25 protein-coding genes and 5 tRNA genes are annotated in these 26,797 nt (G+C 59.3%); 2 read left to right on the top strand and 28 right to left on the bottom strand.

Features of this window, described 5'->3' with window-relative positions:
- Nucleotides 1-5: 5 nt before the first annotated feature.
- The 7 genes from I4W09_RS03105 to I4W09_RS03075 form a co-directional block, all read right to left on the bottom strand.
- Nucleotides 6-743, bottom strand: coding sequence for a CpsD/CapB family tyrosine-protein kinase (locus I4W09_RS03105; protein ID WP_196031722.1), 738 nt, complete (start codon nt 741-743; stop codon nt 6-8).
- 2 nt (nt 744-745) lie between these two features.
- Nucleotides 746-1,402, bottom strand: coding sequence for a YveK family protein (locus I4W09_RS03100; protein ID WP_022094058.1), 657 nt, complete (start codon nt 1,400-1,402; stop codon nt 746-748).
- Between the two features lie 195 nt (nt 1,403-1,597).
- Nucleotides 1,598-3,022 carry a sensor histidine kinase gene (locus I4W09_RS03095; RefSeq protein WP_271737930.1) on the bottom strand — a complete coding sequence of 475 codons (1,425 nt, stop codon included), beginning with the start codon at nt 3,020-3,022 and terminating at the stop codon, nt 1,598-1,600.
- Between the two features lie 3 nt (nt 3,023-3,025).
- Nucleotides 3,026-3,754 carry a response regulator transcription factor gene (locus I4W09_RS03090; RefSeq protein ID WP_050766101.1) on the bottom strand — a complete coding sequence of 243 codons (729 nt, stop codon included), beginning with the start codon at nt 3,752-3,754 and terminating at the stop codon, nt 3,026-3,028.
- 64 nt (nt 3,755-3,818) lie between these two features.
- Entirely contained in the window at nt 3,819-4,694 is an 876-nt protein-coding gene (gene pstB, locus I4W09_RS03085; RefSeq protein WP_215694906.1) for a phosphate ABC transporter ATP-binding protein PstB, read from the bottom strand.
- 103 nt (nt 4,695-4,797) lie between these two features.
- Nucleotides 4,798-6,036: a sensor histidine kinase gene (locus I4W09_RS03080; RefSeq protein WP_196031719.1), complete on the bottom strand. Its 1,239-nt coding sequence runs from the start codon at nt 6,034-6,036 to the stop codon at nt 4,798-4,800.
- Nucleotides 6,037-6,062: 26 nt separating this feature from the next.
- The gene (locus tag I4W09_RS03075) at nt 6,063-6,758 is read right to left on the bottom strand and encodes a response regulator transcription factor (RefSeq protein ID WP_195503860.1); all 696 of its coding nucleotides are present in this window, start codon (nt 6,756-6,758) and stop codon (nt 6,063-6,065) included.
- Nucleotides 6,759-6,955: 197 nt separating this feature from the next.
- Between I4W09_RS03075 and I4W09_RS03070 the strand changes: the two genes are divergently transcribed.
- Nucleotides 6,956-8,296 (top strand): D-alanyl-D-alanine carboxypeptidase family protein, encoded by a 1,341-nt coding sequence (locus tag I4W09_RS03070; protein WP_196031716.1) that lies wholly within the window; start codon nt 6,956-6,958, stop codon nt 8,294-8,296.
- Between the two features lie 133 nt (nt 8,297-8,429).
- On the opposite strand, the gene I4W09_RS03065 is transcribed toward I4W09_RS03070, so the two are convergent.
- The 6 genes from I4W09_RS03065 to serS form a co-directional block, all read right to left on the bottom strand.
- Nucleotides 8,430-8,520, bottom strand: a tRNA-Ser gene (locus I4W09_RS03065).
- A 92-nt stretch (nt 8,521-8,612) separates the two neighbouring features.
- Nucleotides 8,613-11,054, bottom strand: a complete 2,442-nt coding sequence (locus I4W09_RS03060; protein WP_196031714.1) for a tetratricopeptide repeat protein — start codon at nt 11,052-11,054, stop codon at nt 8,613-8,615.
- Nucleotides 11,055-11,408: 354 nt separating this feature from the next.
- Nucleotides 11,409-11,485 (bottom strand) — tRNA-Arg (locus I4W09_RS03055).
- A gap of 348 nt (nt 11,486-11,833) precedes the next feature.
- Nucleotides 11,834-11,910 (bottom strand) — tRNA-Arg (locus I4W09_RS03050).
- A gap of 77 nt (nt 11,911-11,987) precedes the next feature.
- Complete coding sequence (locus I4W09_RS03045) at nt 11,988-12,365, bottom strand: hypothetical protein (RefSeq protein WP_022094533.1); 378 nt, start codon at nt 12,363-12,365, stop codon at nt 11,988-11,990.
- Between the two features lie 173 nt (nt 12,366-12,538).
- Nucleotides 12,539-13,822, bottom strand: a complete 1,284-nt coding sequence (gene serS / locus I4W09_RS03040; RefSeq protein ID WP_022094532.1) for a serine--tRNA ligase — start codon at nt 13,820-13,822, stop codon at nt 12,539-12,541.
- A 111-nt stretch (nt 13,823-13,933) separates the two neighbouring features.
- On the opposite strand from serS, the gene I4W09_RS03035 reads away from it, so the two are divergent.
- The gene (locus I4W09_RS03035; protein ID WP_006235069.1) at nt 13,934-14,107 is read left to right on the top strand and encodes a DUF6724 family protein; all 174 of its coding nucleotides are present in this window, start codon (nt 13,934-13,936) and stop codon (nt 14,105-14,107) included.
- Between the two features lie 158 nt (nt 14,108-14,265).
- Here I4W09_RS03035 and proC read toward each other — a convergent pair whose 3' ends face one another.
- From proC to I4W09_RS02960, 15 genes are all read right to left on the bottom strand, one after another.
- A complete protein-coding gene (proC, locus tag I4W09_RS03030) occupies nt 14,266-15,036 on the bottom strand; it encodes a pyrroline-5-carboxylate reductase (protein ID WP_196031712.1) in 771 nt (256 codons plus the stop codon).
- 73 nt (nt 15,037-15,109) lie between these two features.
- Entirely contained in the window at nt 15,110-15,580 is a 471-nt protein-coding gene (gene rlmH / locus I4W09_RS03025) for a 23S rRNA (pseudouridine(1915)-N(3))-methyltransferase RlmH (RefSeq protein ID WP_196031710.1), read from the bottom strand.
- Between the two features lie 6 nt (nt 15,581-15,586).
- Nucleotides 15,587-16,525, bottom strand: a complete 939-nt coding sequence (locus I4W09_RS03020; RefSeq protein WP_161115708.1) for an SPFH domain-containing protein — start codon at nt 16,523-16,525, stop codon at nt 15,587-15,589.
- A 288-nt stretch (nt 16,526-16,813) separates the two neighbouring features.
- Nucleotides 16,814-16,900, bottom strand: a tRNA-Leu gene (locus I4W09_RS03015).
- Between the two features lie 43 nt (nt 16,901-16,943).
- Nucleotides 16,944-17,861 carry a TatD family hydrolase gene (locus I4W09_RS03010; protein ID WP_196031708.1) on the bottom strand — a complete coding sequence of 306 codons (918 nt, stop codon included), beginning with the start codon at nt 17,859-17,861 and terminating at the stop codon, nt 16,944-16,946.
- Nucleotides 17,851-18,711: a 16S rRNA (adenine(1518)-N(6)/adenine(1519)-N(6))-dimethyltransferase RsmA gene (gene rsmA, locus I4W09_RS03005; RefSeq protein WP_196031706.1), complete on the bottom strand. Its 861-nt coding sequence runs from the start codon at nt 18,709-18,711 to the stop codon at nt 17,851-17,853. Before rsmA ends, I4W09_RS03010 begins: the two co-directional genes overlap by 11 nt.
- Nucleotides 18,712-18,818: 107 nt before the next feature.
- Nucleotides 18,819-20,420, bottom strand: a complete 1,602-nt coding sequence (metG, locus tag I4W09_RS03000; protein ID WP_161115710.1) for a methionine--tRNA ligase — start codon at nt 20,418-20,420, stop codon at nt 18,819-18,821.
- A gap of 69 nt (nt 20,421-20,489) precedes the next feature.
- On the bottom strand, nt 20,490-21,368 hold the full coding sequence (gene rsmI, locus I4W09_RS02995) for a 16S rRNA (cytidine(1402)-2'-O)-methyltransferase (RefSeq protein WP_138374422.1): 879 nt from the start codon (nt 21,366-21,368) through the stop codon (nt 20,490-20,492).
- A 6-nt stretch (nt 21,369-21,374) separates the two neighbouring features.
- Nucleotides 21,375-22,436, bottom strand: coding sequence for a glycoside hydrolase family 5 protein (locus I4W09_RS02990; protein ID WP_196031704.1), 1,062 nt, complete (start codon nt 22,434-22,436; stop codon nt 21,375-21,377).
- A gap of 483 nt (nt 22,437-22,919) precedes the next feature.
- Nucleotides 22,920-22,992 (bottom strand) — tRNA-Phe (locus tag I4W09_RS02985).
- A gap of 157 nt (nt 22,993-23,149) precedes the next feature.
- Entirely contained in the window at nt 23,150-23,530 is a 381-nt protein-coding gene (locus I4W09_RS02980; RefSeq protein ID WP_196031702.1) for a DUF192 domain-containing protein, read from the bottom strand.
- Nucleotides 23,506-23,982: a TadE/TadG family type IV pilus assembly protein gene (locus I4W09_RS02975; RefSeq protein WP_196031701.1), complete on the bottom strand. Its 477-nt coding sequence runs from the start codon at nt 23,980-23,982 to the stop codon at nt 23,506-23,508. Before I4W09_RS02975 ends, I4W09_RS02980 begins: the two co-directional genes overlap by 25 nt.
- Nucleotides 23,982-26,135 carry a hypothetical protein gene (locus tag I4W09_RS02970; protein ID WP_230318646.1) on the bottom strand — a complete coding sequence of 718 codons (2,154 nt, stop codon included), beginning with the start codon at nt 26,133-26,135 and terminating at the stop codon, nt 23,982-23,984. Before I4W09_RS02970 ends, I4W09_RS02975 begins: the two co-directional genes overlap by 1 nt.
- Nucleotides 26,107-26,604, bottom strand: coding sequence for a TadE/TadG family type IV pilus assembly protein (locus I4W09_RS02965; RefSeq protein ID WP_271756720.1), 498 nt, complete (start codon nt 26,602-26,604; stop codon nt 26,107-26,109). The genes I4W09_RS02970 and I4W09_RS02965 overlap by 29 nt, the downstream gene beginning before the upstream one ends.
- Complete coding sequence (locus I4W09_RS02960) at nt 26,579-26,797, bottom strand: hypothetical protein (RefSeq protein WP_147579407.1); 219 nt, start codon at nt 26,795-26,797, stop codon at nt 26,579-26,581. Before I4W09_RS02960 ends, I4W09_RS02965 begins: the two co-directional genes overlap by 26 nt.

The following is a 26,797-nucleotide window of genomic DNA, read 5'->3' as shown; positions in this document are numbered from 1 at the left end:
ATCAACTAAACGTTTGCTCGGTTGGTGAAGATGCCCTTTTTGGAAGTCCCCTGATCGTCGGAGCCCTTCTTCACCTTCTTACCGTCCTTGGTGTAGTAGGAGTAGTAGTACTCGCTGGTCTCGGTCTCGCAGTAGTTCATAACGGTACCGATGAGCTTGACCTTTTCGGACTTCTTAAGCTGGCCGATAGCGTTGAGTGCCTCCTCGCGCTTGGTGAAGTCCTCGCGCACCACGAACAGCGTGCCGTCGGTCAGACTTGCGATCTCGGCAGCATCGATGAAGGTGCCGACCGGGGGAGCATCAAAGATGACGTACTGAAACTTGGCGGACAGTGCCTTTACCAGCTTGGCAAAGCGGTGAGAGACGATGATGTCAGCAGGATTGGGAATGTGCGGCTCGGCATCGAGGAAGTAGAAGTTCTTCTGACCCGTCTCGACAATTGCCTGGTCAATGGAGATCTGCTCGGAAAGGACCGCATAGAGTCCGCCGCGCGAACGAACGCCGAGCATATCGGAAAGGGACCTGCGGCGCATATCGGCCTCGACCAGGAGCACGGACTTGCCGCTCGTGGCGATAGCCTGGGCAAGGTTGATGGAAACCGTAGACTTGCCCTCGTTGGGAATCGAGGACGTGACAGTAATGGAGCGAATGGGGTCGTCCACGCTCGCAAAGCGGATGTTGGCCAGAAGGGTCTTGGCGGCATTCTGTACAACGAGCTTATCGGTGTTCTTTGCCTTAGCCATGCCTATTTACCACCTTTCATAGCCGGAATTCGGCCAACAACGGGAATGCCCAGGAGCTCTTCTGCCTCTTCGGCACCGCGGATGCGGGTATTGAGCATGTCTGCCAAAACGACATAGGCGACTGCGATAAAGATACCGGCGAGGAACGCGACAGCAACGTACAGCATACGCTTGGGACCGCTGGGGGCTTCGGGGGTCTTAGCCTCGTCGATAACGTTGATGCTCTGGGCAGCGCCGACGTTCTGAGCGACCGTACTCACCGAGCTGGCCATGGCCTTTGCGACCTTAGCCGTCTCCTTGGCATCGGTGCCGGTAACCGAAAGCGTAATGACACGCGTGGTGGTCTCGGAGGAAACAGACACCTTGTAGTCATCCAGATCGGTGAGGCCCAGTTCATTGGCTGCGCCGCTCTTAACGCTATCGCTATCCAGCAGCGTGGCGATATCGTTGGAAAGCATCTGACTCGCCGAGAGATCGTTGTAGCTCATCTGACCGCTATCGTCGGTCTTGGCGAGAATGTACATGCTCGTCGTCGCGGTATAGGTGTTGTCCATCGCAACGAAGGACACGATGCCCATGGCGATCGCGCAGACCACCGGAAGGGTGATGACCAGCTGAAGGTGCTTCTTCAGCAGCTGGAACAGTTCGAGAAGGGTCATGCAGCTTGCCTTTCATTTCCCCAGTTCGGATTGACAAAACTGTCCGTATGTTATCGCATCTTTTTACCGAGACCAAACTCTATACATAAGAAACAGGCTCTCCTGTAAAAATGTCGGAAGCAATCGTAAAATTGCACAACAACGCCGCACCCGAAAGTCAAATGCGGCGTCTGCATCAATATCTATGTTATATCGCTATGCGAATGGCTCGTCCTGCTGTATGGGAAACGTCACCGTAATGGTGGTTCCCACGCCCAACTCGCTCGACAGATCGAGCGTGGCGTGATGATACAGGGCCGCATGCTTGACAATGGCAAGCCCCAGACCGGTTCCGCCGCGTGCCTTGGACCTACTCTTGTCCACGCGATAGAACCGCTCAAATACCTTGCCCTGTTCTTCAGGCGCGATACCGATTCCCGTGTCGGCGACCGCAAGGAACGGATGGCCTTCGTCGTTGGTGCCGCACTGCAGCGTAACCGTACCGCCGGGTCGATTGTAGCGGATGGCGTTGCTTGCCAGATTATAGATGAGCTCGTCAAGCAAGCGCGACACGCCCTCGATGACCACAGGCTTGGTCTCATGACTTATCGTCACATTCGCCTGACGGGCGACCTGTTCAAGACGCTGCTCGACCGCGTAGATGGCACGTGAGAGCTCAATAGGCTCCGTGGACCCAATGGGCACCGCCTCGCCCTCAGCTGCACGCTCGGCCTCGTCCAAGTTAGACAGCGTAAGGATATCGTTGACAAGCGCTGCCAAGCGGCCCGCCTCACGATAGATGCGACCGCCAAAGTTGCGCAGGTCGCCCTCGCCCTCGACCATGCCGTTTGCGATGAGCTCGGCATAGCCCGAAATCGCCGTAAGCGGCGTCTTGAGCTCATGGGTGATATTCGCCGTGAACTCGCGGCGCATACGGTCGTTGTCCGCCAGCACCGCCATTTGGCGCTTGAGCTCCTGGCGCTGCGACTCAATACGCTCAAGCATGGGGACCATCTCGGCATAGGCGTGCTCATAGCTACGGCGTGGGTGGTCCAAATCCACCTCTTGCAAAGGCGCGATGATGGCACGGGACTCGCGGCGCGCCATAAAAAACGAGAGTACCGCACCCGCTGCTGCGATAAGCAGCATCGGCGCCACCATCGACAGCAAAATCGCCGCAACGCCAGGCTGGGCCTGCGCCAAGCGGACAACCTGGCCGTTATCAAGGGCGACGGCGCGATACAGCATAATCTCGTCGAGCGTAGAGCTTGCGCGCTCCGCGGAACCCGAACCACTCTCAAAGGCCTCGATGACCTCGGGGCGATCGCCATGGTTGGGCAGTGTGGAAGGCGACGCCTCGTTGTCGTAGGCAACCGATCCATCCTTGTTAATCAGCGTGATGCGCAAGTCCTCTCGATCGAGGCTACGCAAGAACGGGATGGGCTCCTGCTGCTCGTCGAGGGCGGCAGCAATGAGCTCGGTTTCCTGCGCCAGATTGGCACTCGTGGCATCCGCCAAGGTGTTTTGCACAAAGAACGCACCCAGCACCGTAAACGCCACGATAACCGCCATGGCGCAGACAAAGATCGTCACAAAAACGCGGTGCGACAGCGTATGTTTTCCCTGGGGGGCGAAGACCACGGGTTACTCCTCCGATGCGGTGGCCGCGGTGTCGTCACCTTCGGCACCATCACCGGCAGAAGGCTCGGCCAAGCGGTAGCCCACGCCGCGCACGGTCTCGATGGCGCTGGCATGCTCGCCCAGTTTTTGGCGAAGCGTCTGCACGTGCACGTCAACGGTGCGCGAACCGCCGTCGAAGTCCCAGCCCCACACGCTCTGCAGCAACGACTCGCGGGTAAAGACCACGCCGGGCTTGCGCATGAGGTACTCGAGCAGGTCGAACTCGCGCAGGGTGAGCTTAAGCGACTCGCCGGCAACAGTCACCTCACGATGGCTGGGCGAGAGCACAATGTCGCCCACGCTGAGCACATCGCTTGCCTGTTTGACCATGCCGCCGCGACGCAGCAGTGCGCGGCAGCGGCTGGCGAGCTCCATGAGCGAAAACGGCTTAGTCAGGTAATCGTCGGCACCGCCATCGAGCGCCATCACCTTGTCGAGCTCGGTATCCTTGGCGGTAAGCATCATGATGGGCACCGTCGCCGTCAGGCGATCGGCACGCAGTCGACGCATAATCGCCAAGCCATCGGTATCGGGCAGCATGATGTCGAGCAGGACGGCATCGGGTACCCGTCGCGCCACGGCAGCCTTAAACTCACCGTCGCACGAAAAGCCTTCGGCCTCAATCCCCTGCTTGCGCAGTGCATAGACCGTCAAATCCCTGATGTTGTCATCGTCCTCGACGTAATAGATCATGTTGAACCCCTTTGCGGCCGGCATGACCGCATCTTAACCCTAAAGGTACCTTTACTAGATGGTATCAGCCAAAACGTCCCGTCAAATAATCCGCCGTGCGCGGATCGGTCGGATTCTTGAAGAGTTGCGCGGTGGGCGCGTGCTCCACCAGCTCACCCAGCAAAAAGAATGCGACCGAATCGGAGATACGCGCCGCCTGCTGCATATTGTGCGTAACGACCACGAGCGTGCAGGTCTCTTTGAGCTCGCAGGCCAGCTGCTCCACCACCAGCGTCGACACAGGGTCGAGTGCCGAGGTCGGCTCGTCCATCAGCAGAATGTCGGGCTGCACGGCAAGTGCGCGGGCGATGCACAGACGCTGCTGCTGGCCGCCCGAAAGACCCAGACCCGACTCTTTGAGCTTGTCCTTGACCTCATCCCATAGCGCAGCGCGACGAAGGGAGTCCTCGACCAGCTCATCCAGCGCAGCGCGATCGCGCACACCCATACCGCGCGGACCATACGCGACGTTGTCGTAGATGCTCATGGGAAACGGGTTGGGGCGCTGGAACACCATGCCCACGCGCTGGCGAAGGCGGCAGATGTCGTAGTCGCCCAGGATATCTTGACCATCGAGCGCAATCTTGCCCTCGATGCGGCAATCCTTGATGCCGTCGTTCATGCGGTTAAAGCAGCGCAGCAACGTGGACTTTCCGCAGCCCGAAGGCCCGATGAACGAGGTGATCTGCTTGTCGCGGATCTTGATATTCACGTCCTTGAGCGCATGGTGGTCGCCATAGAACAGGTCGAGGCCCTCGACATCGATACGCGTCGGCGAGGCGGCAAGATCCTCTGCCGTGGGGCGAGTCGCATCCCCAACCTCGCGCTCGCGCGCGGCCTCGGCCTGCGCTTTCATGAGTTCTTCAAGCTCCGTGGGCTCCACAGCCGCAGCAGCCGTCATACCGCATACCTCCACATCGATATCAATTCAGCAGTATCGATAGTAGGAATCACGGCTCATATGCACGTGAGCGCATTGTCAAGTGTTTGTAAGGGCACACTGGCTATGCGGCGGGCAGCTCGATGGTGAATATCGTGTGTTCGGGCGTCGATTCACATGCAACGGTACCGCCGTGCGCGCATACGATCTCCTTGGCGATGGCAAGCCCCAGTCCAGCGCCGCCGCGATTGGTCGCACGCGCCGCATCCAGGCGATAGAACTTCTCAAAGATCACCTTGAGCTTTGCCTCAGGGATGGGATCGCCCTGATTGATAAAGCGCACGCGCACGCCACCGCCGTCCCGGCGTCTGGCCTCGATCGTGATGGTCGAGCCCTCATAGCTATAGGCAATAGCGTTTTTCATGATGTTGTTGAACACGCGAGCCATTTTGTCGCCATCCACGAGCACCGTCAGGTCCTCGCGAATATCAACTTGGACTTCCTTATGCTGCTCGTTGAGGATGGGATAGAACTCGTCAGCCACCTGAGCCAGCAGCAACCCCAGATCAACATAGCCGCGCGTGAGCACGATATCGTGGAAGTCAAAGCGCGTGATATCGAAGAACTCTTCGATGAGCGCATCGAGCCGGTGCGCCTTGTCGAGAGCCACGCCCGTAAAGTGCGCACGTTGCTCAACCGGCAGCTCAGGAGCCTCTTGCAGCAGCGAAAGATAGCCCACTACGCTCGCAAGCGGGGTGCGTAGGTCATGTGCCAAGTACGTAACCAGATCGTCCTTGCGATGCGACTCGTCACGCAGAGCTTGCTGCACCTTGCGCTCACGGTCACGCACGCGGTTAAGGGCGCCCTCGACCTCCAAGAAGTCGCCGTCGATGTTGTCCCAGGTGTCGGGGTGATCGATCAGGCGATCTTGAATACGAGCGGCCAGCACACAATCGGCATGCTGCTCGCCCTGTTCGTAGCCCTGGTAGTACAGGGCACGGCCGCACAAGAACAGCACGCACGCGGCAAGCGCCAGCACAAAGCCAAGCATGTTGAATACAAAGCCGGCATCGAACAGCACCGGCCCTTCGATGCCGCCGAGCGCCATGGCGCCAATCGCCAACGTCATGGCCCACGCGGCGCCGCCAATCACCACGCAGCGGCACACGATCTCAAATCGATCGATCAGCAAAAAGCCGACAAGCAGCACCGCCAAGATTCCGACGATGTTGTCGATGCCAATCAGCAGCAGGCTCAGCAAAAAGAGCAGCACCGTTGCAAGCGCGCGGTTGTCGACGACCGACCTCACGTATTCAAAGAGCCGATCGGGCACCTCGAACGCTTGCCTATCGTCTTTTGTCATATCAAGATCCTCACAAGCGAAAAGCGTTATTCGATGATGTAGCCGACGCCCCAGACGTTTTTGATAAAGCGTGGCTTTTGTGCGTCGTCGCCGATCTTTTCGCGCAAGTGGCGAATATGCACCATCACCGTATTGTTGGAGCCGGGCATAAAATCCTCGCTCCACACCGCGCGGAACAGGTCCTCCACGGCCACCACGCTGCCGCGATGCTCGACCAGATACAGCAAGATTGAATACTCGGTGGGTGTGAGGCGTACCGGTGAACCGTCCACTGTCACGGAACGAGCATCGCGGTTGATCTCCAAGCCGTCGAGCTGAATGGTCGGCGACTCGGCCGCCTGTGCACGGCTACCGTAGCTGGTGTAGCGGCGAAGCTGAGCGTGCACGCGCGCGATGAGCTCCAGCGGACGGAACGGCTTAACCACGTAATCGTCCGCGCCAAGCGAAAGGCCCCCGATCTTGTCTTGCTGGGCATCGCGCGCCGTCAGCATGATCACGGGATAGGTATGGCTGGAACGGATCGTACGCAGCAGCTCAAACCCATCGATATCGGGCAGCATGACATCAAGCAGCGCCAGATCGAACTCCTGCTCCAAAATCGCCTTGGCAGCATCGGCCCCGCTATAGGCAATCTGGACATCAAAGCCCTCTTTTGTAAGGTAGATGCCAACCAAGTCGGCGATGGCCTTTTCGTCATCAACTACCAAAATGCGCTCGTTCATGCGTGCTCCTCTCGCGCTCCATTATGCCTGAGGCGACGCACGCCACACACAACAAGCGTGGGTGATTAAGTCGGCCTTAAGCACCCTTGTGCCCGTTCGGGTGCGGATGTGGGCCAAGCGCGCACGCGATGATCGCCGACGCCGGCAAACGATATACTCTAGTTTCAGAAGAGACCATCCCGTCGAAAGCGAAATCTGTGAAGTCCCTCACCTCTTTTGCAAAGCGCTCAGCCCAGCTTGCCGCCGGCTTTGTCTGCGCTATCGCCCTTGCCGCTGGCGCGCCCACCGTCGCCGGCGCCCAAGTGCTCACGACCGACAATGTTTGCGGCAAAACCGCCGATGCGCGCGGCATCACGGCCGAAAACCTGCCCGATATCGATGCGACCAATGCCCTCGTCATGGGCAAAGACGGCACCGTCTACTATGGGCGCGGCGCCGATGAGCAGGTCAAGATTGCCTCGATCACCAAGGTCATGACCGCAATCCTAACCGTCGAGAATTGCAAGATGGACGAGAAGGTCACGGTGAGCAACGCCGCAGCCACCGTGGGTAATTCGACCGCCGGCTTGCTCGAAGGCGACGAGCTTACCGTGGAGCAGGCACTGCGCGGCCTGATGATTCCCTCGGGCAACGACGCCGCCATCGTGCTCGCCGAATATGTGGGCAAGAAAATCGACCCTAAGACCAAAGACGCCGAGGCCACATTTGTGAAGGCCATGAACGAGCGCGCTAAGAAGCTCGGCTGCACCGGTACGCTTTTTGAAAACCCGCATGGTCTGGACTTTGATGAGTGGGCTGGCGATATGCACTCAACCGCACACGACGTAGCGCTGATGATGCAGGAGGCCATGAAAAACGACACGATCCGCGAGGTCGTAGCGAGCGAGGATTCCTGGATCGAAGTCACGGGCGCCGACGGCACCGACCATTCGCATTCCATGGACACGCATAACTATTTGCTGGGCCAAGATGGCAACATCGGTGGCAAGACCGGCACCACCGACGACGCGGGCTATTGCTTTACGAGCGCCTACAACCGCGACGGCGACGAGATCTACACCGTTATTTTGAACTCCACCACCACCGATCAGCGCTTTACCGATACCGCCACCCTTGCCAACTGGTACTACGGCCACAAGGTGACGGTCGCAATCGCCAACACGCAGGAAAAGACCGCCAACGGCAACCCGCTTATGGCGCGCATTGGCCAAACCGACTGGACGGATAAGACAATCGACGCCACACTCGCCGATCCTACGGCGCAAGCGACCGTGTTTTCCCTTGCCGGCGAGGTGACCGAAAAGGTTAGCTACGACGATCTTTCGGGCACGGTGCATGTGGGCGACAAGGTGGGCAGCGTTACTCTCAAGCAGGACGGCACCAAAATCGCCGTTATGGACCTGGTTGCCGACGAGGAAGGTGCAGGGCCGAATCCCATTGAATGGCTGCTCGTGAAGCTCGATCGCTTGGGCCGCCGCATCGACAACCGCCCGCTCACAGCCGAGAGCGAGACCGTCGCCAAGGCGCCCGAGATGTAAGATCGAAGAACAATACACTCGCTGAAAGGAGGTGTCCGAAAGGATGCCTCCTTTTTTTGAGGGTTCGAATCCCCAGCGCCCTTTCTCGATAATAAAAAAGGGCCCCCGATGGGACCCTTCTTTAAAGTTAAACTGGCGGAGAGCTGGGGATTCGAACCCCAGATGCCCTTTTGGGGCATACTCGCTTAGCAGGCGAGCACCTTCGGCCTCTCGGTCAGCTCTCCGTAACAGCCGTTCTATAGTAACCAAACAGCCAAGGATGGGCAAGAGGAAATTTTCTAATTGCCTAGCATCCTTTCCTCCTTGGAAGCTTCGCCTACCCCAGCGAGCGGTTGAGGGAGCCGAGCTCGTCGTTGCCCATGGTGCGCCACATTTGGAAGATGCAACCGCGTGCCAGGAAAAAGAAGCCGTTGTCGACCAGTTGCACAGCGGCATCTGCCAGCTGATTCGTCACGGCGGACACTGGCGGCAACTCAAGTCCAGCCTTGTGGATGGTCTCGACCGCTTCTTCGAACGTCGGAGGCTCGCTGACGCCCATCTCGTTCATAAGGCCCTGCATTTCTTCCAGCGCGCTGCTGCCCGACTCCTCGCCGCGCGGCACTAGACGGTAACAAGCCAGCGCCAGGTCGAGCTGATCGCAATTCCAATAGGCAAACGCCAAGCGGTAGAACAGGTAGCCAATTGCAGAACGATCGCTGGCAATACGTAGGCCGTGGCGCGCCACCTCGATAATCTCGTCAAAGCGCTCCAGACGCGCAAGCACGTTGATGAGCGCAAAGTGCGATTGCATGGACGAGCGCGCCAGATCGTAAAGATGGCGCACCTCGGGCAGTGCTCGTTCAAAGTCCTCTTGCTCGGCGTAAAAGCTGCAAATCTCGTGCTGGGCAAAGTACAGCGCATCGGGCGCACGAAGGATCCGCACCGAGCGGTCTTCTTCCAACACCGGTAGCACCATGCGCACCAGCTGGTTATCGCAAAACTGCGTTTGAACCGGACCTGTCGCCAAAAGCTCGGCGACGGCGCACTTAGCCTCCAACTCCTCGACAAGACGGGAAAAGCCTTCAAAAGCACCTGTACGGTCGACTTTTGCCTGCTCGCGCAATTCAACAACACGGGCCACGTATGGGTCGTCGTCCTCTTCCATGACCTCCAACTCGTCAGCCGTATCGGCAAGCAGCAGATTGCGCAGCGCCGGCGGCAGCGTGCGATGGTCATCACGCGGACGAGCATGAACCTCCGCAGGCTCAATCGTCTCCGGAGCGGTTGACTCATACGCCTCAAGCACACGCTTGCACGGCATATCGTCCATGTCCATGCTCTCAAGATCCTTGGCGACAGGCACGCAATCGGCCAGATAGGCCGCACGCCCAAAGAAATACGTTGCGACAACGCGCTCGCCCTGCTCACTGTCGGTAGCAGCAATCTGCACATAGCAGCGCGTGATGCAGGTGCCCGCGGCAAAACACGCTGCCGCAAGCGTGAGTGCCACGCGCGCATCGTGCTCCGCGGCCCAGATCGCCCGCGTGTCCTCGTCCAGCTCGCGCCAGGCGTCATCCTGAGCGTCGTATTCACGTTGCGGCATGGCATCAACGACAGACTGCCCAAACCGAACGAGCATAATCCCCTCGGCAACGTTTGCCCGATAGGTATAGTCGAGCCGCGTGACCACGTTGAGCGCCTCAACGATTCGCGCAAAACGGGTGCGCACGTCCCACTCGCCGCCCGGCTGGCAAGCCACCGTACCCGGCTTGCCCCACGGGTTATCGCTCGAAGCCGTATCGAGCAGTCGGGGAACATCGTTGGTCGTCTTGGCGATATGCCACGCATCAAAGAGCGCGCAGCCCTCAAGGCTCGGCGAGGATGCCGTAGGGACCAATCCGGCCCCGATGCGCTCAAGGATGCCGGAGAGGCGGTTGAGACGGCACTCGACGGCAAGCAGCATGTCAATCTCGTCCTGGTCCAGCAGGCTACGATCAAAATTGAGATAGAAAATCTTTGAGCGATCAATGCGAGCCAGGCTCATCTCGGACTTGGCAGCGATGGTGCGCAGGCGGGGCAAGTCAATTTCGCTCATAAGGGCGGCGGCATAGCGCTCGATACCGCTCGGATTCTCGGCATGGTCAACGCGGTAAAGCAGCGTCTCGATAGCATCGGGGAGCGGTGCCGTGTTAAAGCCCAAAAACACCTCGACCGGCTCGGGCAACTTTACGAGCTTGATCTTGTCGACTACGTTTTGCATACCCTCGTCGAGTCCGCCGGCGTCCGCCGTGTTCACAATAGCGCTTTCGGAGTTGGCAAATATCACGTAGCGCAAGAACATCGAGGCCATGAACTCGCCGTAAGGAAGGGCGCGGGTCGAATTCCATGTCTCGTGGTCGGACTGCTCGCGCATGGGGCCTTCGGGAGAGCCGGCAGTTTGCGCACACGCGCGCATTGCACCGTTGGCTTCCCTTACCATAATCTCACCAATACTGGAATCCGACTCGTCAAGGACCAGTTCCATGTCGGGATCGTTGGGCAGCGGAGCCTCGCAGACGGGGCGGTCCACCTTGTACACCTCACCCGAAACGCTTACGTAGCCCAAAAGCGACACATGACTTTTGCCAACGAATTCGACGACATAACAAGATTCATGCTGGTCCTCGCCAAAGAGTTTCCAGACCACGCCATATGAGCGCCCCGCAGGCTGCTCGGGCATCGCCGGAAAGCGCTTTTTGGGATCGAGAAACCTGAGCCTGTATGTCGGACGCTCTGCCACGAAATATCACCCTGATCGGTCGTTGAGAGAAGGAGTGGTCGCGGATGGGCCGCGACACCTACTCGGAATCTTACACGAGTCGACAGGAAATCGTCCCTTTGGACGAAAGCACTCAAGCTGGCGTAAAAGAAAAGCCCCCGTTGCCGGGAGCTTTAATCTCAAATGGTGCGGCGTATAGGATTCCGCGCATCCGCTGCGCGGATCCGCACCGGCTTCGCCCGCCTGCCGGCGCGCTCGCCCGCGGGCTAAAAACGCTCCGCGTTTTCTTTACGCCCGCGCCTCGACCGAGGTTCGAATCCATGCGGTGGCGGCATAAAAGAAAAGCCCCCGTCGCCGGAGGCTTTCAATTTCAATTGGTGCGGCGTATAGGATTCGAACCTATGACGTTCTGATTCGTAGTCAGACCCTCTATCCAGCTGAGGTAACGCCGCGACTTGTTGATTATTATGCACATCGACTGAATAAAGGTCAAGCAATTTTCGAAAAAAGTTATCAAATTTGATTTTTACTCATTTTGACCACTTGATGCTATCTTCGACGCATCGCGATATAAGAAAAGCCTCCGTTACCGGAGGCTTTAAAGTTCAGTTGGTGCGGCGTATAGGATTCCGCGCATCCGCCGCGCGGATCCGCACCGGCTTCGCCCGCCTGCCGGCGCGCTCGCCCGCTCGCTAAAAACGCTCCGCGTTTTCTTGACGCTCGCGCCTCGAACGAGGTTCGAATCTCCGCAATGCCCCCGTAAAGGAAAAGCCCCCGTTTCCGGAGGCTAAAAACTCAATTGGTGCGGCGTATAGGATTCGAACCTATGACGTTCTGATTCGTAGTCAGACCCTCTATCCAGCTGAGGTAACGCCGCAGCGCAAGACATATAAAACCACTTTAGCTTATTGGAGTCAAGCTCAATCTCAAACTTTTTTGTGAAACGCAGTTTTGTCATGCTGCTCCGCATATACCGCCGTTCCCCGTACGATCGATTGGCTTTTCGATCACGTCAAACTTGGCATCAAGTTCCCTCAGGAGCGATCTCACCCGCTGGGCACAATCATAATCGGCAAACGAGATGCTCAGCATGCGCGCGACCTGGTTGGAAGTCCCAACTCCATAGAAGTGCTCCAGCGCCACAAGCCCCACGTGCGTCACAAAGGTCTCGACCACATGCGGCGACTCCTCAAAACACCATTGTGTCAACGGACCCTCACTCGTCTGTCGAACCACCAGGCCACCCATGCCAGACGGCTCACACGTTACAAGCAGGTACTCCCCACCCTCGTCGCTCTCAAACAAAACCACCCGATCATCAAACAGCTCCATCGCGTCCCCTTTCTCTCGCTCTTATTTAGCAAAAGCATAACAGGTAGATAGCTGTATACAGAACAGTTGTTCGTGTGTTTTCTATTGAGCTGTCCGCACGGCATGATATGGACCTGCGCACGAAATAGGGCGCCCCCGAAGGAGCGCCCTTGCATATCCCCTATGCAGCCAAGTTACGCGACCGGCTCGATCTTCTCGAGACCGCCCATGTAAGGACGCAGAACCTCGGGGATCGTGATGGTGCCGTCGGCGTTCTGGTAGTTCTCCAGAATGGCAGCCATGGTGCGGCCGGCCGGCAGGCCAGAACCGTTGAGCGTGTGCAGGTAGCGCGAACCCTTGAAGTTCTCGGGGTCGCGATACTTGATGTTGGCGCGGCGAGCCTGGAAGTCACCGCAGTTGGAGCAGGAGCTAATCTCCTTGTAGGCGTTGTAGCTCGGCAGCCAGACCTCAACGTCGTAGGTCTGACGGGCAGAGAAGCCCAAGTCGCCGGTGCACAGGCTAATCACGCGATACGGAAGGCCCAGCTGCTGCAGCAGGTACTCGGCCTCGGCGGTCATGCTCTCGAGCTCATCGTCGGACTCCTCCGGCTTAGCGAACTTGACCATCTCGACCTTGTCGAACTCGTGCTGACGGATGATGCCGCGGGTGTCGCGACCGGCGGAACCGGCCTCCTCGCGGAAGCAGGGGGTGAAGGCGGTGTAGCGACGCGGCAGAGTGTCGGCATCGAGGACCTCGCCGGCGTGCAGGTTGGTAAGCACGACCTCGGCGGTGGGGATCAGGAAGTTGTCGCCCGAGACGTGGTAGGCGTCGTCCTCGAACTTGGGCAGCTGACCCGTGCCAAACATGGTCTGACGCTTGACGACGATGGGCGGCCACCACTCCTTAAAACCACGGCTGGTGTGCGTATCGAGGAAGAAGTTGATGAGGGCGCGCTCCAGGCGGGCGCCAGCGCCACCGAGAACGGTAAAACGGCTGCCGGAGAGCTTGTTGCCGCGCTCGAAGTCGAGGATGTCCAGATCGGTGCCCAGATCCCAATGCGGCTTAAAGTCGAAGTCGAACTCGCGCGGGGTGCCCCAACGACGGCGCTCAATGTTCTCGTCCTCGTCCTTGCCGTACGGCGTGGCCTCGCAAGGAATGTTGGGCAGGTGAGCCATGAAGTCGTACTGCTCCTGCTCGAGAGCAGTACGGCGCTCGGCCAGACCGTCAATCTTCTCGTTGACGGCGCGCACGGCCTCCTTGGCGGCCTCGGCCTCGTCCTTCTTGCCCTCCTTCATCAGGGCGCCGATCTTCTTGGACTCGGCATTGCGCGTAGCCTGGAGCTCCTCGACCTCGGTGATGACGGCACGGCGCTCGTCGTCGAGCTCAAAGAACTTCTCGCGATCCCAAGACGTCTGGCGGTTAGCCATGGCGACATCGATGGCATCGGGGTTCTCGCGAACAAACTTGATATCAAGCATTAGATCCTCCGGCGATATACATTCCATTTAGGTTGCAACCTTGTACATGTATGGGCAAGTATATACTTATGAGCGTTTACGACCCAACTCAACTACGCAAGAAGGCACCCAATGGACGCAGTTTTTTCCTTTTTGTTTGGCACCCGCACCGGTTTTGCCATCCTTTTCGCCGGCGGCATCCTGTTATTTGCGATTCTTGCCTTTGTAATGGAGAAGCGTACCCATAAGATGTACGTCGACCGCGGACCCAAGTCCGAGGATGAGGAAGACAGCTTCTGGGACTAACCTGCCAAAAAGGGACAGGTTTATTTTGGTCTGTTTTATCTGGGCAAACGCAAGCGCCCCGCAACTGGAATTGAGCCAGTTGCGGGGCGCTTTTCGCTAAAAGGACAAAACCGCAGAAAATACCTGCCAAAAATAAACCTGTCCCTAAATGGCAGGTTTTACTGGAGAGTCGCGTCGATTGCCTTGACCAGGGCGCTGCGCATGCCGGCGTCCTCGAGCGCAACGACGCCCTTGATGGTGGCACCACCGGGCGAGCATACGGCATCCTTCATCGCCGCAGGATGCTGGCCAGTTGCAAGCTGCAGCTTTGCCGTACCCAGCACCATCTGGCTCACAATGCGATAGGCATCGGCACGCGGGATACCGTGCTTGACCGCCGCATCGCCCAGAGCCTCGATTGCCATGGCGACAAATGCCGGAGCGCAACCACCCACCGTGCCGCCCACGAACAGCAGGCTCGTATCGAGCTCGACCACCGCGCCGAGCTTGCCAAGCAGATCAAGCACCACTGTGCTCTGCTCATCACTAAGCGTGGAAGCCTTCTCGCAAGCGATGACGCCCTCGCCCACCGAAACCGGTGTGTTGGGCACCGTCGAGATATGCGCGACGCCCGGCAGGACCTGCTCCCACTTGGCACTGTCCCAGGTCCAGGCAACCGACAGAACGACCTTTTTGGCAAGAGCATCCTTGAGCGGGGCGAATATCTTCTCGATCATGTACGGTTTGACCGCAGCGACCACGATATCGGATGCGGCGACAACCTCGGCGGCATCGTGGCAGGCGACCATGCCGCGCGCCTCGCAGCGCTCAACCAGTGCGTCGTAGCGACCCGCGCAGGCGCACATGTCGCTCGCAGCTACACCGGCAGCGATCCAGCCATCGGCCATAGCGCTCGCCATATTGCCAAAACCGACAAATCCAATCTTCATATCGCATAGTCCTTTCAGACACATTCCTCAAAACGAAAGGTATTGTCCCACGCCATTGTTTCGTATTGCCGACCTATTTGTGATACGGCTCGCCACGACTGATCTTGCAGGCACGGTAAATCTGCTCTAGCAGCACCACGCGCGCCAAGTTATGCGGCAAGGTAATGCGTCCAAAGCTGAGCATCTCGTCGGCTCGTGCGCGCACGCCATCGCTCACGCCGTCCGATCCGCCAATCACAAAGGCGATGTCGCTATTGCCTCGCAGCATAAGATCATCGAGCCGCGCCGAAAACTCCTCGCTCGAGCGCTCTTTGCCCTCAATGGCCAGCAGGATCACATGCGCTCGAGACGGCAAGGCAGCAAGAATCGCCGCCCCCTCCTTGTCGCGCGCGGCATCCACGCCGCCCGCCTTAGCCGGGTCGATATCGGCCACCTCGCGGATATCAACCTTGGCATAGGCACCTAGGCGCTTGGCGTACTCAGCGCACGCGTCCTTCCAAAAGCGCTCCTTGAGCTTACCGACGCAAACGACGGTGTATTTCACGCGCGCCTACTCCTTCGAACCGTTTTGAACTTTGCCGGCGGTCAGCATCTGCTCGAACATCGAGGCCGACTGCGAGAAATCGCTCGGCAGTACGACCGTCGAAGTTTTACCCGTGCGAGCGAACTCCGTCATCATCTCGGACCACTGCGTAAACATGAACAGCTGGTTGGCCTCGTCGTTGCCGACGCCCGTCTCCTGGATGATCTCGAGTGAATCTTTGATGCCCAGCGCGATGGCCTTGCGCTGGTTGGCGATGCCCTCGCCCGCCTTTTCCATAGCCTCGGCCTCGGCGGTCGCCTCGGTGACGCGCTTGATACGGTCTGCCTCGGCGAGCTCCTGTGCCGCAGCGCGCTTGCGCTGGGCGGCGTTGATGTCGTTCATGGAGTTCTCGACCTCGGTCGGCAGTGCGATTTTGGTGATGAGCGTCGACACGAGGGTGAAGCCGTAGGCGGCCATCTGCTCGGAAACGGTAGCGTTGACATCCTTGGCGATGTCATCCTTCTTGGCAAAGACCTCATCGAGTGTGTAGACGGGGATCGAAGAGCGCAGGGCGTCGGTGATGAAGTCACGCATCTGGTCGACGGGCTCCTGCAGCATGTAGTAGCTCTTGTAGATACCCGAATCTGCCGGGCCGGCGCCCATGTCATAGCTCACGTGGTACTGAGCAGAGACCTCAAGGCCGATGGTCACGTTGTCCTGGGTCTTAACGTCGATGCCAAAACCGTTTTTCATGGTGCGCAGACTCACCGTGGCGGCCTTGCGGTCGATCACGGGCACCTTCATGTGGAAGCCCGCGTTGACGATGCGGTTAAACTTGCCCAGACGCTCGATGATCACGGCATGCTGTTGTTCAACGACATAGCAGGCGTTGGGAAGCAGTAACAACAAAATGATGATGGGAATCAAAAGGCTGGTAAGGGCGGCGATGATACCGGACAACAGCATGGTCTCTCCTCTGATAGGCATACGTTGGCACTAGGATACCCGCACAAGGAGATCGTACATAACAAAAAAGCTCCCATTGCTGGGAGCTCTTTCATTCAATGGTGCGGGCGAAAGGACGTCCGCGTATCCGCTTCGCGGATCCGCACCGGCTTCGGCCGCCTGCCGGCGTCCTCGCCAGCTCGCTAAAAACGCTCCGCGTTTTCTTTACGCTCGCTCCTTTACAGGTTCAAGTCCCTGTGATGGGCCCATAACAAAAAAGCTCCCATTGCTGGGAGCTCTTTCATTTAATGGTGCGGGCGAAAGGACTTGAACCTTCATGGGGTTGCCCCCATACGGACCTGAACCGTACGCGTCTGCCAATTCCGCCACGCCCGCGTGCAGAAATTAGAATAACGGAGCGCCATCGCGAACGCAAGAACTATTTTTGAAAAAGTTTGCAGGCATTTTCCCAAGCTGCTCGCGCGATTACCTCAGCATCCTCGCCGGTACGATCGACACGGTCGTTGACCAGCGTGTTTGCCGTAATGGAGATCATTGCGGGCTCGCATTCAAGACCGCGGATGGGCTCCGGAGCCATATACGGGCAATCCGTCTCGAACAAAATTCGATCGAGTGGGGTTGCCGCAAATGCCTCGCGCACATCGTCGTTGCGCTTAAAGGTGGCCGCACCGCCATAGGCGATATAGCAGCCCAAATCCACAAAGCGCTCCATCGTGGCGCGGTCCTCGCCAAAACAGTGCAGCACACAACCAGCCTGGGGCACACCCACCTCGCGCAGTACGTTGTACGCATCAACGTGCGAGGTGCGCTCCCCATCCGAGTCCTCGTGACGCAGGTGCAGCTCCACCGGCACATTGCGGCGCACGGCAAGCTCGAGCTGGCGCGCCATGCAATCAATCTGCACGTTATGGGGTGCCGGCGCGATATCGTCGTCATAGTCCATGTGATAGTCCAGGCCGATTTCGCCAATACCGGCGCATAAGGGGTCATCAAGTGCCGCAACGACCTGTGCATGAACGTCGTCGGTATAGTCCGGCGCGCCATACGGATGCACGCCGGCAAGATACTTGATCTGCGGGATATCCTGCATCGGAAGAATCTCGCGCGCCAGCCAGTCGCTATAGTCCGCCACGCTGCGCTTGTCGGCAATGGGGTCGAACATCGTCACCAACAGGTCGACGCCCGCGGCTTTGGCGCGCACGAGCGTCTCGGGCACATCCTTGCCCCAAAACGAAAGCAGATGTGCATGCGTGTCGGCAAGCGGCGCCAAGGGCACGGGACAAGCAACCGTCTTCTTTTTCTTGGTAAACGTCACGCGTTCGGCATTAGGCGTCATGGATTAGCTCCCGGGCCAGACGGACAAAGTCGGCAACATCGAGCGTCTCGGCGCGCGTGGTGGGTGCGATACCGCAAACCTCAAAAGCGGCATCGAGCACGTCCTTGGCAAAACCGTTGGCGCTCATGGAATTTCGGATGGTCTTGCGCCGCTGAGCAAATGCAGCGTCGATCACACGAGCCACGAACTCGCGATCGAGCCCCTCGGGCACCACGCCGTCAACACGGTCGATACGCACGACGGCCGAGTCCACGTGCGGCGCTGGCATAAAGCAACGCGGCGGCACCTCAAAGCGACCCGTCACCTGCGCATACAGGCCGAGCTTTGCCGTATAGCCGCCATAGGTCTTGTTGCCCGGCACTGCGGCAATGCGATCGGCAACCTCCTTTTGCACCATGACGACGGCACGCTTGAGCGCCGGCATCGTCTGGAAAAATTGCAAAATGATCGTCGCCGCCACGTTATAGGGCAAGTTCGCGACAAATACCGTGGGCTCGCCGCCGGCGGCCTGCTCAATCTGCTCCGGGCCCACCTTAAGCGCGTCGCCCATGATAAAGCGGAAGTTGGCATAGTCGGCGGCATGGGCGTCGAGCACCGGTTCGAGCTCGGGATCTGCTTCGATCGACGTGACGCACGCCGCCTCCTGCAACAGCGCAAGCGTGAGCGTGCCAACGCCCGGACCAACCTCGAGCACGCGCTCATCGCCCGCAAGCTCGGCAAGCTCGCAAATGCGCTCGATCACATGGTTGTCGATCAGGAAGTTCTGGCCCAGGCGATGCTTGGTCGCAAGGCCAAACTCCTCCAGCAGCTCCCTTGTTGCCGTGGGGTTTGCCAAAGGCGAAGTTGTCATAGTTGCCTCCTTAGCATGATGGCGGCGTCTTGAAACGAAAGGGCATGGACCGTGGCGGCCATGCCCTTACATCTAAACAGCAAATTGCCGATATGGCGCGCCGCGTCTTAGCCCAGACGCGGGAACAGCGGCTCGCCCTTCTCGACAGGCTGACCGCCGGCAAGCAGGCCCCAAGCGCAAATGCCCTTGAGGTCGTCGGTCGCGGCCTCGTCCTCGCAGGACAGGCGGCGCAGGGCCTCGGCAGAGGTCTGAGGCATGAGCGGCATCAGCAGGTGGGCGGCAATGCGGATGGCCTCGAGCAGGTTGTAGATCACAAACGCCAGCTCGTCAGCCTTGGCCTCGTCCTTGGCAAGTGCCCAAGGCTCAGAGTCCTCGATGTAGTGGTTGGCGGCATGGATGAGCTCCATGACCTCGTCCTTGGCTCCGCCGTAATCGAGCACGTCCATCTTGGCCATGTAGCGCTCGACCAGACCATCGGCGATCTTTGCCAGCGGGTTGTCGAACGCATCGAACGATGCGGGCTTGGCGGGCGCGCAACCGTCAAAGTACTTGCCGCTCATGTTGAGCGAACGCGAGATAAGGTTGCCCCAGCTGTTGGCCAGGTCGGCGTTGTAGACCTGCTCCATGCGGTCGAAGCTGATGGCGCCGTCGGTACCGGGGACGACGTCGGTCATGAAGTAGTAGCGATAGCCCTCGACGCCCAGCATGTCGATAACGTCCTGCGGAGCGATGGCGTTGCCGCGGCTCTTGGACATCTTCTCGGCCTTGCCAGTCTCGGCATTGCGCACGGTCAGGAAGCCGTGGGCAAAGACGTGCTCGGGCAGGGCCTCGCCAATGGCCATGAGCATGGCGGGCCAAATGACGCAGTGGAAGCGGATGATGTCCTTACCCACGATGTGGAACTGCGCGGGCCAGCGATAGGCCAGCTCGGCACGCGCCTCGTCGGTGTCGACACCGTAGCCGACGGCCGTCATATAGTTGAGCAGCGCATCGAACCACACATACGTCACGTGGCCCTCGTCAAACGGGACCTGAATGCCCCAGTCAAAGCTCGTACGGCTCACGGATAGGTCGTTAAGGCCGCCCTCGACAAAGCTGCGAACCTCGTTCATGCGGAACGCAGGCTCGACAAAGTCGGGGTGCTCGTCATAGAGCTTGAGCAGCTTGTCCTGGAAGGCGGAAAGCTTAAAGAAGTAGGACTCCTCCTGCACGCGCTCAAGCGGACGGTGGCAGTCGGGGCACAGGTGCTGGCCGACGCTGCCGTACTCCTCGTCGCCCTTCTGGACCTGCGTATCGGTGAAGTAGGTCTCATCAGGCACGCAATACCAGCCGTCGTAGCTGCCCTTATACAGGTAACCGGACTCCTTCATGCGCTCCCACAGGTACTGCACGGCATGATGCTGGCGCGGCTCGGTGGTGCGGATGAAGTCGTCGTTGGAGATCTCGAGCTTGTTCCAAAGCTCCTTGAAGTGCGGAGCCTGGCTGTCGGTCCACTCCTGAGGCGTCATGTTGTGCTTGGCTGCGGCCTCGGCGACCTTCTCGCCGTGCTCGTCCATGCCGGTCAGGAACTTGACGTTATAGCCGGCGGAGCGGCGATAGCGAGCCTGAACGTCGGCGATGATGGTGGAATAAGCCGTGCCCAGGTGCGGATCGGCGTTGACGTAGTAGATGGGCGTCGTGATAAAGAACGAAGGCTTGCTTTGATCCATGGGGTTTGTCCTCCAGAAAAACGTTGCATACAGAGGATGATTCTAGCGCAAGGGCTGGATATCCTCCATCTATTGCATATCGAGCACCATGGCATAGACATCGCGCTTGCGGCGCGAATACTTCTGAGACAGGCGCTTGGCCACCGCAGACGCGGGCTCCCCCTCCTCGAGCGCGGCGCGGATATCCTCGCGCAGGGCCTCGTCGGGATCCGCTGCCGCGGCGCCAACCGGCACGATACCGGCCTCCTCATCCTCGCTCGGCGGCGCGATGACCAGCGCAATCTCGCCCTTTACCTCGCCGCGAGCACGCAGCTCCTCAGCAAGCTGGGCAGCGGGCCCGCGCAAGACTTCCTCGTGCAGCTTGGTGAGCTCGCGGCAGACGGCAACCTCACGCTGGGGAAAAACCTCTGCCACGGCCTCGAGCGTCGCCACGATGCGATGTGGAGACTCGTAGAAGATGAGTGCGCCGGGAACCACGGCAAGGCGCTGCAAACGACGCACGCGGTCGCCGTGCTTTCGGCCCAAAAAGCCCTCAAAGAAAAAATGCTCACAGGGAATGCCGGACGAAACGAGCGCCGTGACGCAAGCGGAGGGCCCGGGAATAACTTCGACGGGCACATCGGCCTCACGTGCCGCCTCGACCAGCGCCTGGCCGGGATCGGACACGCTCGGCATGCCGGCGTCCGAGGCAAAGGCGAGGGTCTCCCCCGCCAGCAGACGGTCGACCAGGCCGGCGGCGCGGCTGGCGATCACATTCTCGTCGCAACGGACAAGCGGCTTGGAAATGCCCAGGTGCATCAGCAGCTTTGACGTCACACGCGTGTCTTCGCAGCAGATGGCATCGGCGGCGGCAAACGCCTCGCCAACGCGCGGGGACAGGTCGCCCAGGTTGCCGATGGGCGTGCCGACCACATAGAGTTTGCCCGTATGGGCGCTGTTTTGCGTCATATCAACCTATTCAATCATGCCACGCTCGAGCGTACCGAGCGCCGCGCGGGCGTCCCATGCTGCAATGCGCTTCTCGGTCTTCCACGTTTGGAAGAACCAACCGGCAGCCGGTGCAAACGAAGCCAGTTGGTTGGCGATAAACACGCGCTCGTAGGCATTGCGGCCCTCGGGCGTAACCGACGAGTTGGCAAAGATCGCCGCGCCCGACCATTCGCCCACCAGCACGGGGAACCCAGTCGAAATCGCTTCTTTAAGCTCGCGCTTGTTACGCGAAATCGCCGTCGTCAGCCCGCGGGGGCTCGTGATATCGAGCGCATACTCGTCGCGGTAATGGTACAGGTGAAGGTCCATGTAGACGTTCTTGTACTTAGCGCCGCGCATAAAATGCTTCCACTCGCTGGGATGTCCCGAAGACGAAAAGACGACGATCTTATCCTCGGGCATATACGAACGGACGAGCTCATAGGCATCGCGATAGAAGTTGCGCAGGTAGTGCGCAGGAATGCCATCCGTCATGGTGAAGAGGCTCTTGCGGACACTCATCTGCGGCGTATCCAGCAGCTCAATGCCCAGCAGGCTCTCGGCCTCGCCGTAGCGATCGGCCAGGCGCTCGAGCACGTCGAGTGCGACATGACGACCGTTGGTGGACGAATGCCACTCGGCAACAGCCTCCGGCGTGGCGGGCGAATCGTTGGAATCGCCCTGGCCACCGGGCACAGTTGCTAGATCAAGCAGCACGCGGATGTCGTACTTGGCAGCCCACTCAATTGCACGGTCGATGTAGTCGACAACCGAGATGTAGGACGCATCGGACTCCTGCGAGCCAAAGGCATACCAGGGTACCGGCAGACGCACGGCATTGAGGCCGATCTGCGCCATGCGACGGAAATCATCCTCGCTCACAAACGTCTCGTAATGACGGCGCATGCGCTCGTTATAGGCGGCGGTGCCCATGGCCTCCTGCAGCTCGGCCGCATTGGATGCACCGGTCGCCGTGTATAGCGACGGGGTCACCCAAGGCTCGGGAATAAACCAGCCAGAGAGATTAACGCCGAGTATCCTCTCCATCACTGCCCCCTTTTGAATCATACGGGCTAAGCCCGCATCGCTCTTGCATGACATATCTATCGATTTGAGTATACCCGCGCATGCAGACAGGCGACCGAACGGTCTACAAAGTGGCGCAAAAGTGGGAGGAATGTCTAGGCGGGCGGGTCCGAGATGGCGCGCCGAGATGTGCACGCACGTCGGAAGTACGCGCCGGAAAGCGCATCCCGCTCTAAAGCCCAATTCTGGGATGCATTTTTCGCGGAACTCTACATAAAAGAAAAGGACCCCTTTGCAGAGGTCCTAGTCAATTCAAGGTGGCGGGGAAGGGAATCGCGTCCGCGCGCTGCGCGGACGGACCGCTGCGGCGCTTACGCGCCTTGCGAGCTACGCTGGCAAACGCTTACGCGTTTACTCAGCTCCGCGCCCTCACGGGGTTCGATTCCATGTGGGGGCTGCATAAAAGAAAAGGACCCCTTTGCAGAGGTCCTAAACAATTCAAGGTGGCGGGGAAGGGAATCGAACCCCTGACACGAGGATTTTCAGTCCTCTGCTCTACCAACTGAGCTACCCAGCCATTTGAGGTGTGCCTTGTTTCAAGGCTTGATTAGTATAACCAAGGACGCGTTCCGGTCAACCGAGAATTTTAAAAAAGTTTTTGAGCACAGCCTCGGTTCTATAAATCGGCACGTCAGAGGCATCAGCCGGCAGCAAGAAGTTTTTCGCTCAGTCCCTTAAGCCGGCACGCGTTGGAGAGCAGGGGTCGAAACAATGATTGAAGGGCGCTCTAGTACGGCCCAGGCGCCGGGACAGGAGCACATACGCCAGGGACGTACGTTTTCGTAGCATACGAGGACATAGCCGCGCGCATCGATAAAGGCGATATCGATGGGATAAGCCATAAAACACGTGTGGACCGAGGAACAGTGCGGAAACGCCATGACAAGCGGCAGGCCGTTGGCGGCAACCGGACGCCGTCCCAGCATGCCGCGCAGGCGCACGGCAAACGACTCCGCCACCACAAACTCGGCCGGCGTCCAACCCAGCCTGTTGAGTGCCCGCGCGTAGGCGATGTAAGACGAGACCGCGGTCACATGACCACCCCCGGACGCCATGGATCGACCGTCACCGCGCGCTCGTGCGACAACGTTGTCGGCGCCCCCAGCGAAACGCCAGCGATGCTGAGAGAAGTCGGCCACGGCTCATAGTGCATGGTGCAGGTGTAGGTCCTAAACGTACCGGATAGGGAGAGCAGGCCACCATCCAATGCCTCCGCGCCTTGCTCGCTCGACACTTCGATCCGCAAGTCATAGCCTTCCATGGCATTCAGAATTTGAGTCTGAACCGTCGCCGAGGCATCGGCAGAGCTTTCGTCGCCCTCCCCCTCCGACGCCACGGCGTGCGCCAACACGATGTCGGGTACCACGCGGTCGAAGCGCGCGACAGCGCTGGCAAAGATCATGACGTTGTACACGATGAGTGCCAGCACCAGCAAAACGGGCGTAACCACCGCCATCTCCACCGTCGCTTGGGCGCGCTCCTCGCGCAGACGCATGCGGATACTCATTACGACCCACCGCCCAGAGCGCCAACCAGCGTGGCAACATCGACGGTGAGTGGGATGGAGCCGCCGCCGGGCAGAGGAATCTCCGCAAGCGTGAACACCGTACCGCTAATGGTGCGTTCGACTTGATATTCCAACGCCTCGCAAAGCGCCTTGGGATCGGTCACGCCCAACGGAATACTTCGCAGCTTGTCTTGCGCTTGAGAGAGACCAGCAATGTCAGACCCCGGGCTCTTAATGACGTTGGCGGAATCGGTCAGCACTGGCTTTCGCAGGCGCAAGTCGCACGGTTCCAGACCCAACGCCGCCATGGACGCCGAAACGGTATCGCCGAGCCACGATGCGATGGAACCCAACGCGCCGCTGCCCCCTCCTAGGCCTTTAATCATCTCGTCCATAAGTTCGTCGGCCGAACCTTGGATATCACCGTATCCTACGAGCAGCCGTCCCCAAACATCCATGACGCCGTCGAGCACGCCGGCAACGCCGCCCGAGCGTTCCTTCAATGTCGAGAAAAATCGCGAAAGCACGTTGTTTTGCGCCGTCGCCTCATCGGGTGCCAACACCGCGGCAGAGATAGCACCGCGATCGCCGAGCCTGACTGCCGTGCTAAACGAAGAGTTGAGCTCATCGGGGCTCGAGATGGCACCCGAAACCGCAAGGGCAACTACGCCGTTGCGACCGGGCGGAGCGATACGCGGACGCTCGCCCGAAAGCTCCTTGATGGCCTGGTCAAACGTATTGCCCGCACGATCGGCCTCGTCTTCGGTCTGACGCTCGAGCTCGAGCTCTTTGTTGCGGCATTCGACGTAGTCTTCCAGAGCCTCTTTGAACTTGTCAAAGTGGTACTCGAAGCCGTTTTCGATAGAAGTCGAAGGAGCCGCAACGGCACCGAGCGACGAAACACCAAAATGGCATCTATTGCATTTGTCCTGCCCGTCATAAGCAGCAACCGAGGCCAGCCCGCATGGCGCCCCCTTCTTATAGTTGGGGCAACTCGTTCCGTAATGCAGATACGTCTTGCCATCGATGGCACTGGTTGGCCACACCGTATCGGTATAGAGTTCCGTCGCTCGCACCTCGTCAGTGTTGCGCGGCAACAGCGGGATATAGGAAGCGACTTCATCTCCGTCCTCGGTTACATATGCACGATTGACCTCTGTACTCGCATAGGTGTAAAACGCCTTGCGCGCCGCCGACTCCGCCTTCGTCTCGACGCTTGAACCCTGCGGTTTTTCGTCTGCCAGGCGTTGACGGTAGTAGGTCTTCGCGCGGTCGAGCGCCACCTGTGGCTCCCACGAAATGCTCGAGGCATAATGCGGGTTCTGCTCACCCGAGAGCTTTGCCAAACTCCTCGCACGTTCCCACATGCATGAACAGCTACCGACCGAAGCCGGAACCGATCCACCGCAATCCGCAAGCCAGGCGCGTTCTTTTGCTTTCGCCGTCTCCTCCGAGGCCTTCTGCAGCTCATCTGCTGCGCGCTCCAGATCTTTCGATGTGTCTTTAATGGCATCGGTCGAGATCTCAGAACCCTCGAGCGCAACGAAATCCGACTCGGACATCCTGGGCACGGCAAGCGCCGTACCGGTATAGGTCACACTATCGGTATCCTGCGCCGACACCGCCTGCGTGGCACGCGCGGCAATCAGATACGGCAGAGCCGTCTCGATTTTCTGTAAGCCTTCCGATGCGCTTTTGGCAAACTTGTTGCGCGTTTTAATGATCTCAATCCCGGTGTCGACCATATTGCCGGCAACTGGTTCGGCACCCGGGATGAGGATGGCGACCAGGCCCGTCCCGATTGTGGCAAACCCCGCCAGCCCCAGACTCAAGATGCTCGCATCAACCACCGTAGCAGCCGTGTGATAGGACGACACTACGTTGGCACCCGCCAGCGCGCCGCTATCGGCCGCCACCTGGGTATCCCCGGCACGCGACATGCTCCATATCGCCGCGGTCGACGAAAACAACAACGTGAGCACCACTAGGATGACCACGGCAGAAGAAAGCGTGGTGTAGGCACCGTCTTCGATAAACAGGTCGATACCGGCGCGGCCCATAAAGCCGCCTCGCTTGCGATGGCAGCTCGGACGGCGCGTCAAAACGCATCTAGACCAGAAACGCTTAATCCCATGTAGCAATCCACGAATCATAATCTCCCTCCAGCCATTCGGGACGTGATTGATACGAGACATCGACCTTGAGCTCAACGTAGCCGCCCTCGGCGGTACCACCCATAGCCTGCGCAAACGCACCGATCACAGGCAACGGCCTGACCTCGCCGGAAACGGACACGGACGAGACGCCACCCGCACCGGCCCGACCAAGCTCGATATTCCACGACAACGGCCCGCCGGCATGAAAGATCGAAACGTTGGGCACCGCGGCAAGCCGGCGGCGGGTGAACTCCTTAAGATCGTCGTCCTCCGCCGTCGTCGTGGTCATGAGCCGCGCGGTCTCGGCAGCGGCAGACTCCATGACCGCGCGCGTATAGAGCAGGCACACCGGTTGCAGTGCGAGAAGGATGAGCATCAGAAACGTCGGCAGCAAAAAAGCGGCCTCGACCGTAGACTGCGCCCGGTCCTCGCGCGCGATATCAATACAACGCGATGTCCTTAGCACCCGCAGCGGCGTCGATAACCGACGTCGAGGCAACGCCATGGGATGCCGCCCGCTCGACCAGCGCCGCCAAGCGCCCGTCGGCACCGGCACGCCAAAGCCCCGCGATCGCCAGCACGATGGAAAGCAGCGCCACCGTGACGATGGCGTATTCGACCGTCGCCTGGGCAGATTCCTCGCGCAGGACGTCATGCAT

The organism is Collinsella aerofaciens, assembly GCF_015670795.1.
Lineage (GTDB): Bacteria > Actinomycetota > Coriobacteriia > Coriobacteriales > Coriobacteriaceae > Collinsella > Collinsella aerofaciens_Q.
Note: the sequence above shows the minus strand (reverse complement) of the source record. Positions and strands in the feature narration are given on the sequence as shown.